This is a genomic window from Enterobacter hormaechei subsp. hoffmannii, assembly GCF_001729745.1.
GTDB lineage: Bacteria > Pseudomonadota > Gammaproteobacteria > Enterobacterales > Enterobacteriaceae > Enterobacter > Enterobacter intestinihominis.
On sequence record NZ_CP017186.1, the window covers coordinates 90624 to 105163 of the forward strand.

Genomic DNA, 14540 nt, shown 5'->3' on the forward strand with positions numbered 1-14540 from the left:
TGTTATCATCGATAAAAACTGATAGAGAGGTGGCTGAAAAGCATACAAAAACCATGTAAATTATTGATATTTGTCAGGTTGAGAAAACTTAAGGCTTAAGAGTACTGAATATTTCAGACACGTATGTCCGTGGCGTACAATGTTTTTTTATGTAGATATTTGTCAATGTCAAGAGGCGATGAGAGCGCCAAAAGGAGAGGCTCTGATAAAAGAGATGCTGTCGATAGTCAGATACTTCTGTGGAGCGGAAATTCACTTCACAAAACATCATAATGAGGATGATCGCGGATGAATCGGCTCTGCAAGCCGCATTCTACAAGGGTTGAGTTCTTATGCAGGTTCAGTGAAGCTTAAGGGATGAAATATAAATTAAGATTTTTCGCCAATGGCGAAGATATACAGCATGCCGTTAATCAGTCACATTAATCCCGACGCGAATGTCATCACATACATGCGGTGACTCAGGTTCAACATCTGTTAACCGGAGAATTCATACTGCCCCTATGCATAAGCATTACATTATAAATAATATCGTCGAATTTCATCCTGCGGCCAGCACGTTACGTGATATCAACAATCCTGACCGTGTGGTTGTGTTAAATTCGCCAGCAGGCCGATGCCTGTTGTTATTAATCGACAGAGCGGGGTCGATTGTCACTCAGCAAGAGTTCCTTGATATTGTCTGGCAAAGCCGCGGCATGCTTGTCTCCTCCAATACCTATTACCAGAACATCTCCATTCTGCGCAAAGGGCTCAAAAAGATTGGTTTTGAAACTGACCCTATCGTTACCATTCCCCGTATTGGGCTGACGCTGGCAAGCGACACGCAAATAACCGTCAGAGAGCCTTCGCCTGTCACGCCTCAACCCGCAGAGGGACAATGTGTGGAGGCGCCAGCGATCGAGGAGGTCTCTGCATCCTCCGCGCCAGCAGCGCCCGTTGCCAGGAAGTCCACGCGCTGGCTGGCTGTCGTTATGGGGCTGTTGATCATCCTGGCCGTGGGAGGCGTGACGGGATATATGAACGCCAGGGAAAACCGTTTTGTTGAGGATTACCGTTTTGCGGCATCCGTCGGGGCCTGTCGCGTTTATCTTGCGAACGACATTCAGACTCACGCTGAACGCGCTTCCGCGCTGACCTATGTAGAACAATTCAAGGCTGAATGCGCGCAATATCCCTGGGTTTACATCAGCTGGTACGCTCTGCTTCCTCGTGCGTCGGTTATTCGCTGCGACCGGCCAATGAAAGAACCGAACCGCTGTATATCTGATTATTTCCTGAAGGATAGCTAGCATGACTCGTTTTCGGCAGATGCTGTATGTCATCGTGACGGGCCTCGTCACGGCAGGCGTGCTGACGGGCTATTACCTGTGGCACCGATCTTACGTTCAGCCTTTTTCATGCCAGGCTAATCTGGTACAGCACCATCCGGATGAGACGCTGACGGTCTGGCTGAATTACACCTTCGACGGGAAATTCGGAACCCTGAGCATGAATGGCCGGGCAAAGAGCGATCCGGGTAAAACCATCGACAGGAAAATTTCCTTTCGGGTGGAGAGAAAAGATCGCCTCTATTTGCTGACGTCAGAAAAAAATATGACGTTCCCGGACGATAATGTAGAAGACAGCTGGCTGGAAAAATATGAACCGCAATTTTTTGTCTATCCGGGCAAGAGTATTTATATGCGTATCAATGAACAACATAATGGTAACTATATCTTTACCTTAGGAACATTACCGACATATGTGTGTCGTGGTTCAAAAAAAGAATGATGTAAACGAGAAAAGCATTATATTTTCCTCCCGTCTCATTTATGCTTGATTTAAAATATCAGGATTATCTTAGAAATATAAAGTGCGACAGATCATGTTGCGATAATGTAATTAATTTTAAATTTGGCAAGTAAATGAAAAGTGTATTTGACTCCTCCGATGGGGGGAAATCAGTACCGGAAAAGTGTCTGCATATTGGGTTGATATTATGGCCCCGTTATTCACTTCTGGCCGTCTCCGGGTTGCTGGAGGCGCTGCGTTATGCAGCGAAAGCTCAGGATAAATTAGCATTTAAAATCAGCCTGATAAGTGAATTCCCTGATATCCCGATTATCAGCAATGCGGGGATTATCATGAGGCCGGATTCTCCCCATGGGCCGCCGGAAAGTTTTAACTACCTTGCTGTTATCGGCGGTGAATTGCAGTATCTGGACTTAGGGTATCAGGGGGATAAAGCGTATCTGGCACATGCCCACCATGCCGGGGTTCCGCTCATTGGCATTGGCACCGGCAGTTTTGTCCTCGCACAGGAAGGATTGCTGAATGAACGACGAGCGTCCATCCATCCTTTCCACCTTGATGCATTTCGGCAGGCTTTCCCGCTGGTTTATGCTGAGCAAGGGTATGATTTCATCGACGATGGCGATGTGCTGACCTGCCCGGGCGGTATTTCCACCCTGACGCTGGCAACTGAGCTTATCCGCGCCCATGCCGGGGATGATATCGCCAGCACCACCTGTCAGCGTTTGTCGCTCGTTCCGCATGAAATTGCCACCCCACGTCCGGCGAATCTTGCGCTTATCCCTGACTCGCGGTTGCGCCGCGCCGTCATGCTGATAGAACAGTTCCTGACCCGGCCGCTCACCACCGCCGGGCTTGCGCGAGAAGTGGCATTGAGTGAACGCCAGCTCAACCGTCTGTTCCACGCAGAATTCGGCAAAACGGCCCGCGAATTTATCCGCAGCGCCAGACTGCGCTATGCTTGCTGGCTGCTGAAGAACTCGCAGCAAAGCGTGACGGATATTGCGCAGCGGATGGGGTTCAGCGACTGCGCGCACTTTATTCGTCATTTTCAGACGGAGTATGGTTGTACGCCTGGGGTGTGGCGCACGTCGCAGAATTAATTTTCTGAGGTGGATGTAAAATGCGGCTTATATAGTTGCGCCATCAACTACAGATACAATCGCGCTAGAGATGAAACGCAACCTGCTTGCCAGTGGGTAGTTCCACGTTAATGCTAAGTTTTCCGCCCATCGCTTCGATGTAACGCTTAAGCGTAGCAATCTTCAGATCGTTTCCACGCTGCTCCAGTTGTGTTACCGCAGGTTGACTTACGCCCATAAGATCGGCGACATGTTTTTGCGAAAGCTGGAGCTCTTCACGCAGAAGTTGCAGACCGGTTTCGAGGAACATTTCCTCTGCCATCTCCTGAATGCGCTGTTGGCTTTCCGATGAGCGTGACGCAATCACTTCATTTAAGGTTTTCACTTGGCTGCCTCGCTGGCAGTTGTTCGATAAAACCGAACAACTGCATTTTCGACCCGTTAACCCTTATCAGAAATACTTCATAAGGGTAATGTCTGTAAGCTCGTAGTATGCCAGAAATAGTCGCTACGCCAGGTGGTTTGTATTTGATTTTGCGAGGTGCTTTCCAGGAAGCTGTGTTTGAATCGCTGCAAGCGCGTCTTCTATCTCGGTGAGCTTTGCCTTCGTCCTTTTATAGTCGTCCTGCAACCTCTGCTCCTGCTCGTTATACGCCACCAGAACGATGCATCCTTTCATGACCTTTACTGTGACCTGCTGTCCGGTATCAAAACCCGCCGCGCGCAGCCACTTTCCGGAAAGGATTATTCTCGGCGTAGATTTGTCGTAAACATTCGGGCGGTATCCCACAATTAACGAATGCTCGGTTCCGGATTGGTCGGTATCTGGGGTAGAATGCGAATCAGCCATAATCAACTCCTTGATAGTTGGTGAGGTTAGCTCTCGTCCGGTATTGCGAGTACCTGGCGAGGGCATTTCAATTTGAGGTTTTCGTATGCTAAGGTACGTACCTCAGTGAAGATATCTTGCTCTTGTAGGTACGTACATGTCAACAGCTAAACGCGACCCTAACAAATCTAAATCCGGAAAAGCACCGACTTTCCAGATTCGTATTACGCCGGAGTTGAAGGCTCAGTTTGAGGCGGCTGCGAAAGCTGAAGGAATGAGTTTGGGTAATTGGTTGAAAACTTTAGGTCGTGATGAGCTGAAACGCAAAGGTATAATCCCTGTGAAGTAATGCCTATTTTGATAACCTAATAATTTATTTGGATTATGAAATGAATAATCTAGAGCTTAAGACACAATTAACAGCAATTTTTAAGTCGCGTAATGCAGGTCCGTTTTTATTTATAGGATCAGGTTTTTCTAGGAGATATCTTGGATTATGTGATTGGAAATCCCTTCTAGAAAAATATTGCATTTTTGGTAAACCGTTCGAATATTATTTGGCTACCGGTGACTCTACTTATCCAACTGCCGCAAGACTTATTGCAGAAGACTTTAATCAAGAATGGTGGCAGGATGCTCGTTTTGCAAGTAGTAGGGAAAAGTTCCATAAGAAGGTAGTTGATAAAACATCCGCACTACGTTTTGAAATTTGTGAATTTTTAACAAATGCACTCGATGTTTCTCTTACTGAAAGTAATTATTACAATGAAATAAAATTGTTATCAAATTTAAATGTTGATGGAATAATTACGACAAACTGGGACTGTTTTTTAGAACAGCTTTTTCCAGATTACAAGGTTTATACAGGACAAAATGAGTTGTTATTCTCAAATCCTCAGTCAATAGCTGAGATTTATAAAATACACGGAAGCGCCCATAAGCCAAAATCACTAATTATGACCGATACTGATTACCATGAGTTTAATTTGAAAAATCCGTATCTTGCAGCGAAGTTAATAACTATTTTTGTTGAGCATCCTGTGGTTTTTATAGGATATTCACTGTCGGATAAAAATATTACGTCCTTGCTTAGCGCTATATCAACATGTATTGGCCCACAAAATGTGGAACAATTGCAGCATAATCTAATATTTGTTGAAAGAGATGAGGGCTTAACTGATTGCTCCATATCAAACACTTATACATCAATTGATGGTGTTCAAATCCCAATAACATTAATAAGGACGGATGACTTCATTCCGATATTTGAATCAATTGATGAAAATAAAAGAAAAATTCCAGCGCGAATTTTGAGATATTGTAAGGAACAGCTTTACAATTTAGTTCAATCTAATGAGCCTGAAAAAAAGATTTGTGTTGTAGATATAGATGAAGTCGAAAAACATGCTGACGTTGAATTTATAGTCGGAGTGGGGGTTGCCGAAGCAAAGAGAAAAGAAATTGAAGTTGGGAATTGTGGTTATACTCAAATTAGCAGCATAGACTTATTTGATGACTTGCTGCATGATAATAAAAGCTATGATCCAAATGGTATTATTGGAAGTGTAATTCCATCAGCGGGTAGATATAGTCCAAATATTGTAGTGTTTAAATATCTTTCCAGTATTGGAATCAAAAATCAAAAAGAATATATAGATTCTGGCTTACCTTTAGATAAATGGGTGAATCGGACAGCTATTAATTATCAATCTTCAAATTATTTGAGGACTTTTGTTAAGAAATTTAAAGATAAAGATACTTTATATATTATTAACCATTCGACACCGGAGTCGGCCGCGATTTATCTCCCTTTCCTTTGGGATAAATTAGAGTTGGATGTAGTGAAGGATTTCCTCGTTCAACATCAAGAGAAACTTAATAATGAAAACTCAAGCTATTCAAGTTATTTTAGGAAGTTAGCATGTTTATACGATAGGCTTACTCATGGTTGGTAGATGAGCATTTTTGGCGGAAGATCACAGGAGTCGAACCTGCCCGGGAGCGCTGGCGCCCCCAACTGGATTTGAAGTCCAGCCACCTCACCGGAGATGACGATCTTCCGCGCCTCGATTGCTACATGGAGGCGGGGCGCATTATAGCTACTTTCAGGCATTTACCACATACCCCACACCACTTTTTTCACCTCTCTTTTGACCTGAATCCCCCTGTTTCAGCTAATTCTTAAGAAAATCCTCAGGTTAGCATTTCGTGCTCATCAACTTTTATCCCGATCACAAAAAACAAGAAACGTAATCTCTTAACCAGAAAACGCAATACCCGCTCCTGAAACAATGGTTTAAAACCAATGCAACCGGTCTCAGCGCCCCCTACAGCGTGAAGGATAAAAATATGAGCGAAGTATTGTCAGTAAAAGAGAAGATTGGCTACGGCATGGGAGACGCCGCCAGCCATATCATTTTTGATAACGTCATGCTTTACATGATGTTTTTCTACACCGATATTTTTGGTATTCCCGCCGGGTTTGTCGGCACCATGTTCCTGCTGGCACGCGCGCTTGATGCGATCTCCGACCCGTGCATGGGGCTGATTGCCGACCGCACCCGCAGCCGCTGGGGCAAGTTCCGCCCGTGGATTTTGTTCGGCGCTATCCCGTTCGGCATCGTCTGCGTGCTGGCGTATACCACGCCGGACCTCAGCCTCAACGGCAAAATGGTTTACGCCGCTATCACCTACACGCTGCTGACCCTGCTCTATACCGTGGTCAACATCCCGTACTGCGCGCTGGGCGGCGTGATCACCAACGACCCGACGCAGCGTATCTCCCTTCAGTCCTGGCGCTTTGTGCTGGCGACGGCGGGCGGCATGCTCTCCACGGTGCTGATGATGCCGCTGGTGAACCTTATTGGCGGGGATGACAAAGCCTTCGGCTTCCAGGGCGGGATCGCCGTGCTGTCGGTGGTCGCGTTCCTGATGCTGGCGTTCTGCTTCTTCACCACCAAAGAGCGCATCCAGGTGCCGCCAAGCACCACCTCCATGCGGGAAGACCTGCGCGATATCTGGCAAAACGACCAGTGGCGCATCGTCGGCGTGCTGACCATCCTCAACATTCTCGCCGTCTGCGTGCGCGGCGGCGCGATGATGTACTACTGCACCTGGATCATGGGCTCGCCGGAAGTGTTCGTCGCGTTCCTCACCACCTACTGCGTCGGCAACCTGATTGGCTCCGCGCTGGCGAAACCGCTCACCGACTGGAAGTGCAAGGTCAGCATCTTCTGGTGGACCAACGCCGCGCTGGCGGTGGTCAGCGTGGCGATGTTCTTCGTGCCGATGCATGCCACCATGCTGATGTTCGGCTTCATCTTCGTTATCGGCGTGCTGCATCAGCTGGTGACGCCGATTCAGTGGGTAATGATGTCCGATACCGTCGACTACGGCGAATGGACCAACGGCAAACGCCTGACCGGCATCAGCTTTGCAGGCACGCTGTTTGTGCTGAAACTCGGCCTGGCGCTGGGCGGGGCGATGATCGGCTGGATGCTGGCAGGCGGCGGCTACGACGCGGCAGCCAAAACCCAGAACAGCGCGACCATCAGCATCATTATCGGTCTGTTTACCCTGGCACCGGCGATCTGTTACGTGCTGAGCGCCATTATCGCCAGGCGCTACTACACGCTGAAAACCCCCTTCCTGACCAAAATCCTGCGCGAGCTGGCGCAGGGTGCGCGCCGCAATCAGCAGGAGTTTGAAAACCTGCCGGTCAGTAAAGAATTGCAGAACTAAGAGGACGTAAGCATGAAAATCAGTGATGGAAACTGGCTTATTCAACCGAGCCTTAACGTGACGTATCCGGTTCAGGTGTTCGACGTGGAGCAGCAGGGCAATGACCTGGTGGTGTACGTCGCGCCGCGTGACGTGCGCGAACGCACCTGGCAGCTCGACACGTTGATGTTCACGGTGCGCCTGTTTGCTCCGCAGGAAGGGATTGTCGGGGTGCGCATTGAGCACTTCCAGGGCGCGCTGAACAACGGCCCGCACTATCCGCTGAACGTTCTGAAGGATGTAAAAGTTGAGATTGAAAACAACGCCGAATTTGCCGAGCTGAAAAGCGGCAGCGTTAGCGTGCGCGTTACCAAAGGCGAGTTCTGGGCGCTGGATTTCCTGCGCAACGGCCAGCGCGTTACCGGCAGCCAGCTGAAAAACAACGGCTACGTGCAGGATACCAACACCGATCGCAACTATGTGTTTGAACGTCTGGATCTGGGCGTGGGGGAAACGGTCTACGGCCTGGGCGAGCGCTTTACCGCCCTGGTGCGCAACGGTCAGACGGTCGAAACCTGGAACCGCGACGGGGGCACCAGCACCGAGCAATCCTACAAAAACATCCCGTTCTACCTGACCAACCGTGGTTATGGCGTGCTGGTGAATCACCCGGAAAATGTCTCGTTTGAAGTCGGCTCCGAGAAAGTGTCCAAAGTGCAGTTCAGCGTGGAAGGGGAGTATCTGGAGTACTTCGTGATCGACGGCCCGACGCCAAAAGAGGTATTAAACCGCTATACGCAGTTCACCGGGCGTCCGGCGCTGCCGCCTGCGTGGTCGTTCGGCCTGTGGCTGACCACCTCGTTCACCACCAACTACGACGAAGCGACGGTTAACAGCTTTATCGACGGCATGGCCGAGCGCGACCTGCCGCTGCACGTGTTCCACTTCGACTGCTTCTGGATGAAGGCCTTCCAGTGGTGCGACTTCGAGTGGGATCCGGTGACCTTCCCCGACCCGGAAGGGATGATCCGCCGCCTGAAAGAGAAAGGGCTGAAGGTCTGCGTGTGGATCAACCCGTACATCGGCCAGAAATCGCCGATCTTCCGTGAGCTGAAAGAGAAGGGCTACCTGCTCAAGCGCCCGGACGGCTCCCTGTGGCAGTGGGACAAATGGCAGCCGGGGCTGGCGATCTACGACTTCACTAACCCGGACGCGTGCCGGTGGTACGCCGACAAGCTGAAAGGCCTGGTGGAGATCGGCGTCGACTGCTTCAAGACCGACTTCGGCGAGCGTATCCCGACGGACGTCCAGTGGTTTGACGGTTCCGATCCGCAGAAGATGCACAACCATTACGCCTACATCTACAACGAACTGGTGTGGAACGTGCTGAAAGAGACGGTGGGAGAAGAAGAGGCGGTGCTGTTTGCCCGTTCTGCCTCCGTGGGTGCGCAACAGTTCCCGGTGCATTGGGGCGGCGACTGCTACGCCAACTATGAATCGATGGCGGAAAGCCTGCGCGGCGGGCTGTCGATTGGCCTGTCCGGCTTCGGATTCTGGAGCCACGATATCGGCGGGTTTGAAAACACCGCTCCGGCGCACGTCTATAAGCGCTGGTGCGCTTTCGGGCTGTTCTCCAGCCACAGCCGCCTGCACGGCAGCAAATCCTACCGTGTGCCGTGGGCGTACGATGACGAGTCCTGCGACGTGGTGCGCCACTTCACCCAGCTGAAATGCCAGCTGATGCCGTACCTGTATCGTCAGGCGGCGCTGGCCCGCGAGTTCGGCACGCCGATGCTGCGGGCAATGATGCTGGAGTTCCCGGACGATCCGGCGTGCGATTACCTCGACCGCCAGTACATGCTGGGGGATTCGATGATGGTGGCGCCGGTGTTCTCCGAGGCGGGCGATGTGCAGTTCTGGCTGCCGGAAGGGCGCTGGACGCACCTGTGGCACAACGATGAAATCGAGGGTAGCCGCTGGCATAAGCAGCAGCACGATTTCATGAGCCTGCCGGTCTATGTGCGCGACAACACGCTGCTGGCGCTCGGCAATAATAACCAGAAGCCGGACTATGCGTGGCACGAGGGGACAGCCTTCCAGCTCTTCAACCTGAGCGATGGCGCAACGGCGGTAAGCGAAGTGCCTGCGGCGGACGGTTCTGTGGTGTTTACGCTGAAGGCGTCACGTCAGGGCGACGTCGTGACCTTTACCGGCGCGGGAGATGCGCAAAACTGGTCGGTGTGCTTGCGCAACGTGCAAAAGGTTGGCGGCGTGAAAGGCGGTTCACATGCGGGCAGCGAGTGGGGTGTGGTGGTGAAAGCCGAGGGGGATGAGGTGGTGGTTCACCTCTGAGCTGGAAAAATGCCCGGTGGCGCTTCGCTTACCGGGCCTACGGTAATTATGCGGTCTGATGCCCTCACCCACGGGGAGAGGGAACCAAAACCTCGTAGGCCGGGTAAGGCGAAGCCGCCACCCGGCTTTTTACTGTGCCGGAGCCACCGCCGACACCATCCCGCGGGTCATGGTCTGTTGCACCTGCTGTTTATCCATATTCACCGCGCTAAGCTTCCCGTTCACCGTCGGCTTCAGCGGCGCATTGGCCTGCACGCTGCCGCTGGCGGTGAGCTGAATATTGCCGTCGCCCGCAATCGGCAGCGCTGGCCAGCCCCACTGCTGCAAGACGTTGAGCGGTACACCGCGCCCGTTCAGGCTCACGGTGGTTTGTCGCTGTGGCAGCTGTGACACGGTGGCGGTCGCTTCCAGGATCCCTTTCTCGGTAAAGGCGCTCAGGTCGGTAATGTTTACCGTTGCGGCGTTGGCATTCAGCGCCAGCGACGGGCGTCGCACGTCGACGCGGTTAAAGGTTGCTGCCGCCCCGTTCAGGGTTGCGTTACCGCCCCACACGCCCCACTTGTGGTCTTGCGCCAGCCGCAGATTAGCGCCATAACCGTCGAGGGAGGTGATCTGCCATGGGAACGCCGGATCGATGTCGATCACCAGGTTGCGGCTCAGGCCGAATTTTTTCAGCGTCACGCTGTTCAGCCATGCCGGGAGCGGATCCATCCACAGCGTTTTCCAGTTTTCCGGAAGCGTATATTCCAGCCCGGCAATGGCAACGTCGTCCAGCACCAGCGCGTTCCCGTCGCGCAGCCAGTTGCCGGAGGTGCGCACCATGCCCCCTTCCCAGCGGGAAGTGAACTGACGCAGCGCAATGCCCTGCGGGGAGAATTCCGCGTTCAGGATAGGATCAAAAAGATGCAGCGAGCCGTAGATAAATTCGCTGGCGTTCATGGATAACCGTCCCTCCTGGCTTTGCCAGTCACCTTTACTCAGGGTGAGGTTACGCAGGCTGAGATCGAGGTCGGTTACCGCCCAGTCTGGCCCCTGTAGACGGGCATCGGTCACTTCCAGCCGCCCAATCTGTAACGAAGGCAGGGTGGAGAGAGGGGCGAAGAAATCCAGCAGCGATTTGTCGCTTTGCAGGCGTATCTCATTCAGACGCAGGGTGTCGATAACCCAGCCACCGTCGGCATTACGCTGAGCCGACCCCGTAAGCGAGCCGCGCGCCATATCGGCACCGATGGTATTCAGCACCACCTCTTTGCCGTTGAGTTGTCCCTGAATCAGCACGTTGTTGGCCGGTATGCCGTTGAGCGTGAGCGACCCGGCGCTCATCTGGATTTGCGCATTTTTCCCCAGTACGTTCCCCGCCTCGGGCTGCCACGGGCTGACGCCACCGGTCACCTTTTGCGCACTGAGATCCCACTCCGTATTCGGGCTGTTAAAGGCCATGTTATTCAGTTGCAGACGATCGGCCTGGAACGGCAGCGGCGCCGTCTGTGGAGATAAATTCAGCGTGCCATCGAACAGGGTGATGGCGTCCATATGCAGCGGGTCGGTGATCTGGCGGCTGCTTAAGCCAATATCCACTTTTTTAGCGACCAGCGTGGCCGGTTTGCCATCTCGTCCGAAGGTAACGTTTTCCAGAAGGATGTGAGAAGGGGATGAAAAGCGGTGATCCATCAGGTCAAAGTTGAGCTCGTAATCGGTATTCACCGTGATCCAGCTGCTGACCTGCGATGCGCCCCAGCGGGTCTGGAGCAGAAAATAAAAGGCGAGCACTACAATGAGCAGGGCTACCAGAAGATAGATAAGCAGCTTTCCAATAAATTTCATGGTCTTCCTTCCCGCGAAACGCACATAAGGGTGTTATGCACGAATTATGCGCAATGCTCAAGGCGGGAATGGTGTAAAGAGATGTCACGGCAGGCATTGACAGCCTGCCGTGTGGGGATCAGTTCTTTTCAGGCGGGAAAATGAGATTCAGCACGATAGCGGTAATACCGCCCGCGGCGATGCCGGAAGAGAGCAGGTTTTTCACCCAGTCCGGGGCAAACTGCAAAATCATCGGCTGCTGGGAGACGCCAAGTCCTACGGCGAGAGACAGCGCAATAATCATGATTGCGCGGCGGTTCAGCGGCTCGCGGGAGACGATACGCACGCCGGAGGCCGCGATGGTACCGAACATGACCAGCGTCGCGCCGCCCAGGACCGGCTCGGGAATGTGCTGTACAAACCCGCTCACCGCCGGGAACAGGCCGAGGACCACCAGCATCAGCGCCACCACGAAGCCCACGTAGCGGCTGGCCACGCCGGTCAACTGGATCACGCCATTGTTCTGGCCGAAGCAGGAGTTCGGGAATGTGTTGAACACCGCCGAGACAAACGAGTTCAGTCCGTTCGCCAGCACGCCGCCTTTCAGACGTTTCATGTACAGCGGGCCGGAGACCGGCTGCTCGGACACGTCGGAGGTGGCAGTGATATCGCCAATGGTTTCCAGCGAGGTGATCATAAAGACCAGCATCAGTGGCAGGAGCAGACTCCAGTCAATGCCCAGGCCGTAGTAGAGCGGCGTTGGCACGGTAATCAACGCGCTGTTGGTTGGGGTGGTGTTTTCCGGCAGCATGCCCAGCGCCCACGCCAGCAGGTAACCGGCCGCCATGGCGATCACCAGCGAAGCCACGCGCAGGTACGGGTTACGCTGGCGGTTAAGCAGAATAATGATCGCCAGCACCACGCCTGCCAGCAGCAGGTTTTTCGGCGCGCCGAAGGTATGGTCGCTCATTGCCGCGTAGCCGCCCCCGATGGAGGTCAGACCCACCTGAATCAGCGACAGGCCGATAATCATCACCACCACGCCGGAGACCAGCGGGGTGATCACCCGGCGCGCAAGGTGCAGAACGCGGGAGATGATCATCTCTGTGCAGCTTGCCAGCATCAGGGTGCCGAAAAGCGCCGCCATCATCGTCGGGACATCTGCGCCGCCGGTTTTCAGTGCCGTACCGCCCATGATCAGCGGCGCCACAAAGTTAAAGCTGGTGCCCTGAATCGACAGCAACCCCGAACCCACCGGACCCCAGGCTTTAATTTGAATGATGGAGGCTACACCGGAAGCGAACAGAGACATACTGATGATGTGTTGCGTATCCTGCGCCGGTAACCCCAGCGCCTGACAAATCAGCAGAGCCGGCGTGATGACCGCAACGAACATCGCCAGCAGATGCTGGCAGGCGGCAAACAGGGTTTGAGGTAGCGGGGGACGATCTTCAAGGCGGTAAATCAGTTCACTGTTTTGCTTCTGCGCAATCGGTTGCGCATCAGCAGACTCCAGAGTGTTAACAGACATCGGCGGCAATCCCACGGTGGAAAAGCGGGCATTTTAGCTGACCACCTGGTAAAAGCAAACGATTGCCAGCAAAAAAAAGAGAGAAAATCTGCCGGTGTGAGCAGGTTTTCTACAACGAACAGGAAAAAAAAATTACACTTTTCGCGCCGGCGGCTCATGACGAGCATCACCCGGCCCAGGATAACGCCGCGTGTGTATGGAACACGCGCATAACAGGAGCCTTTTATGATTCATCTCGATACGTTGTCGACCCTTGTTGCCGCAACGCTGGTTCTTCTGCTTGGTCGCAAGCTGGTACACAGTGTTTCCTTTCTGAAAAAGTACACCATTCCTGAACCTGTCGCCGGTGGATTGCTGGTGGCGCTTGCCCTGCTGGTGCTGAAAAAAAGCATGGGCTGGGAAATTGATTTTGATATGTCCCTGAAAGATCCGTTGATGCTGGCCTTCTTTGCCACTATCGGCCTGAACGCTAACCTCGCAAGCCTGCGTTCAGGCGGCAAGGTGCTGGGCGTGTTTTTGATTGTCGTGGTGGGCCTGCTGCTGATGCAAAACGCCATCGGCATCGGTATGGCGTCGCTGCTGGGGTTGGATCCGCTGATGGGTCTGCTGGCGGGGTCGATTACCCTGTCAGGTGGCCACGGAACGGGCGCGGCGTGGAGCAAGCTGTTCATCGAACGCTATGGCTTTGAAAACGCAACGGAAGTGGCAATGGCCTGCGCGACCTTTGGCCTGGTGCTTGGCGGGCTGATTGGCGGCCCGGTGGCGCGCTATCTGGTGAAACATTCCACTACGCCGGAAGGCAGACCAGACGATGAAATGGTGCCGACCGCGTTCGAAAAACCGGACGTTGGTCGCAGCATCACCTCGTTGGTGATGATTGAAACCATCGCCATGATTGCCATCTGCCTCACCGTGGGCAAAATCGTTGCGCAATGGCTGGCGGGAACGGCTTTCGAACTGCCAACCTTTGTCTGCGTGCTGTTTATCGGGGTGATCCTGAGCAACGGTCTGGCGCAGATGGGTTTCTACCGCGTCTTCGAACGCGCGGTGTCCGTGCTGGGGAACGTCAGCCTGTCGCTGTTCCTGGCGATGGCGCTGATGAGCCTCAAGCTGTGGGAGCTGGCCTCGCTGGCGCTGCCGATGGTGGCGATCCTGGCGGTACAGGCCGTGTTTATGGCGCTGTATGCCATCTTTGTTACATGGCGCATGATGGGCAAAAACTATGATGCGGCGGTACTGGCTGCGGGTCACTGTGGATTTGGTCTGGGAGCGACACCAACGGCCATCGCGAATATGCAGGCGATCACTGAACGATTCGGCCCGTCGCACATGGCGTTTCTGGTGGTGCCGATGGTGGGCGCATTCTTCATTGATATCGTCAACGCGCTGGTCATTAAGCTCTATCTGATGCTGCCGATGTTTGGCTGAC

12 protein-coding genes and 1 tRNA gene are annotated in these 14540 nt (G+C 53.1%); 8 read left to right on the plus strand and 5 right to left on the minus strand.

Annotated features, from left to right (window positions below):
- The first annotated feature begins 503 nt into the window (after positions 1-503).
- The 3 genes from BFV65_RS00440 (at position 504) to BFV65_RS00450 (ending at position 2897) form a co-directional block, all read left to right on the plus strand.
- Complete coding sequence (locus tag BFV65_RS00440) at positions 504-1292, plus strand: winged helix-turn-helix domain-containing protein (RefSeq protein WP_069596123.1); 789 nt, start codon at positions 504-506, stop codon at positions 1290-1292.
- 1 nt (position 1293) lies between these two features.
- Positions 1294-1773: a YqeJ family protein gene (locus tag BFV65_RS00445; protein WP_022646606.1), complete on the plus strand. Its 480-nt coding sequence runs from the start codon at positions 1294-1296 to the stop codon at positions 1771-1773.
- Positions 1774-2015: 242 nt separating this feature from the next.
- A complete protein-coding gene (locus BFV65_RS00450; RefSeq protein WP_069596124.1) occupies positions 2016-2897 on the plus strand; it encodes a GlxA family transcriptional regulator in 882 nt (293 codons plus the stop codon).
- A gap of 64 nt (positions 2898-2961) precedes the next feature.
- Here BFV65_RS00450 and BFV65_RS00455 read toward each other — a convergent pair whose 3' ends face one another.
- Together BFV65_RS00455 and BFV65_RS00460 are read right to left on the minus strand one after the other, a co-directional pair.
- The gene (locus BFV65_RS00455; protein WP_069596125.1) at positions 2962-3261 is read right to left on the minus strand and encodes a helix-turn-helix domain-containing protein; all 300 of its coding nucleotides are present in this window, start codon (positions 3259-3261) and stop codon (positions 2962-2964) included.
- 123 nt (positions 3262-3384) lie between these two features.
- Positions 3385-3726: a SymE family type I addiction module toxin gene (locus BFV65_RS00460; protein ID WP_038415015.1), complete on the minus strand. Its 342-nt coding sequence runs from the start codon at positions 3724-3726 to the stop codon at positions 3385-3387.
- Between the two features lie 136 nt (positions 3727-3862).
- On the opposite strand from BFV65_RS00460, the gene BFV65_RS00465 reads away from it, so the two are divergent.
- Together BFV65_RS00465 and BFV65_RS00470 are read left to right on the plus strand one after the other, a co-directional pair.
- On the plus strand, positions 3863-4054 hold the full coding sequence (locus BFV65_RS00465; protein ID WP_063137887.1) for a toxin-antitoxin system HicB family antitoxin: 192 nt from the start codon (positions 3863-3865) through the stop codon (positions 4052-4054).
- 40 nt (positions 4055-4094) lie between these two features.
- Positions 4095-5660: an SIR2 family protein gene (locus BFV65_RS00470; RefSeq protein ID WP_069596126.1), complete on the plus strand. Its 1566-nt coding sequence runs from the start codon at positions 4095-4097 to the stop codon at positions 5658-5660.
- Between the two features lie 11 nt (positions 5661-5671).
- Here BFV65_RS00470 and BFV65_RS00475 read toward each other — a convergent pair.
- Positions 5672-5766 (minus strand) — tRNA-Sec (locus BFV65_RS00475).
- Between the two features lie 288 nt (positions 5767-6054).
- Between BFV65_RS00475 and BFV65_RS00480 the strand changes: the two genes are divergently transcribed.
- On the plus strand, positions 6055-7446 hold the full coding sequence (locus BFV65_RS00480) for a glycoside-pentoside-hexuronide family transporter (protein WP_048966544.1): 1392 nt from the start codon (positions 6055-6057) through the stop codon (positions 7444-7446).
- A 12-nt stretch (positions 7447-7458) separates the two neighbouring features.
- Positions 7459-9777, plus strand: a complete 2319-nt coding sequence (gene yicI / locus BFV65_RS00485) for an alpha-xylosidase (protein ID WP_069596127.1) — start codon at positions 7459-7461, stop codon at positions 9775-9777.
- Between the two features lie 129 nt (positions 9778-9906).
- Here yicI and BFV65_RS00490 read toward each other — a convergent pair whose 3' ends face one another.
- Positions 9907-11601: an AsmA family protein gene (locus tag BFV65_RS00490; protein WP_063137884.1), complete on the minus strand. Its 1695-nt coding sequence runs from the start codon at positions 11599-11601 to the stop codon at positions 9907-9909.
- 118 nt (positions 11602-11719) lie between these two features.
- Positions 11720-13111 (minus strand): xanthine/proton symporter XanP, encoded by a 1392-nt coding sequence (gene xanP / locus BFV65_RS00495; RefSeq protein WP_015570053.1) that lies wholly within the window; start codon positions 13109-13111, stop codon positions 11720-11722.
- Positions 13112-13336: 225 nt separating this feature from the next.
- Between xanP and gltS the strand changes: the two genes are divergently transcribed.
- Positions 13337-14539, plus strand: a complete 1203-nt coding sequence (gene gltS / locus BFV65_RS00500; RefSeq protein WP_006812438.1) for a sodium/glutamate symporter — start codon at positions 13337-13339, stop codon at positions 14537-14539.
- The last annotated feature ends 1 nt before the right edge of the window (position 14540 follow it).

Bases quoted from the DNA above. Each gene is read 5' to 3' on its own strand.
- BFV65_RS00440 (WP_069596123.1), top strand. From the start codon at position 504: ATGCATAAGCATTACATTATAAATAATATCGTCGAATTTCATCCTGCG.
- BFV65_RS00445 (WP_022646606.1), top strand. From the start codon at position 1,294: ATGACTCGTTTTCGGCAGATGCTGTATGTCATCGTGACGGGCCTCGTC.
- BFV65_RS00460 (WP_038415015.1), bottom strand. From the start codon at position 3,726: ATGGCTGATTCGCATTCTACCCCAGATACCGACCAATCCGGAACCGAG.
- BFV65_RS00465 (WP_063137887.1), top strand. From the start codon at position 3,863: ATGTCAACAGCTAAACGCGACCCTAACAAATCTAAATCCGGAAAAGCA.
- BFV65_RS00470 (WP_069596126.1), top strand. From the start codon at position 4,095: ATGAATAATCTAGAGCTTAAGACACAATTAACAGCAATTTTTAAGTCG.
- BFV65_RS00480 (WP_048966544.1), top strand. From the start codon at position 6,055: ATGAGCGAAGTATTGTCAGTAAAAGAGAAGATTGGCTACGGCATGGGA.
- yicI (WP_069596127.1), top strand. From the start codon at position 7,459: ATGAAAATCAGTGATGGAAACTGGCTTATTCAACCGAGCCTTAACGTG.
- BFV65_RS00490 (WP_063137884.1), bottom strand. From the start codon at position 11,601: ATGAAATTTATTGGAAAGCTGCTTATCTATCTTCTGGTAGCCCTGCTC.
- xanP (WP_015570053.1), bottom strand. From the start codon at position 13,111: ATGTCTGTTAACACTCTGGAGTCTGCTGATGCGCAACCGATTGCGCAG.
- gltS (WP_006812438.1), top strand. From the start codon at position 13,337: ATGATTCATCTCGATACGTTGTCGACCCTTGTTGCCGCAACGCTGGTT.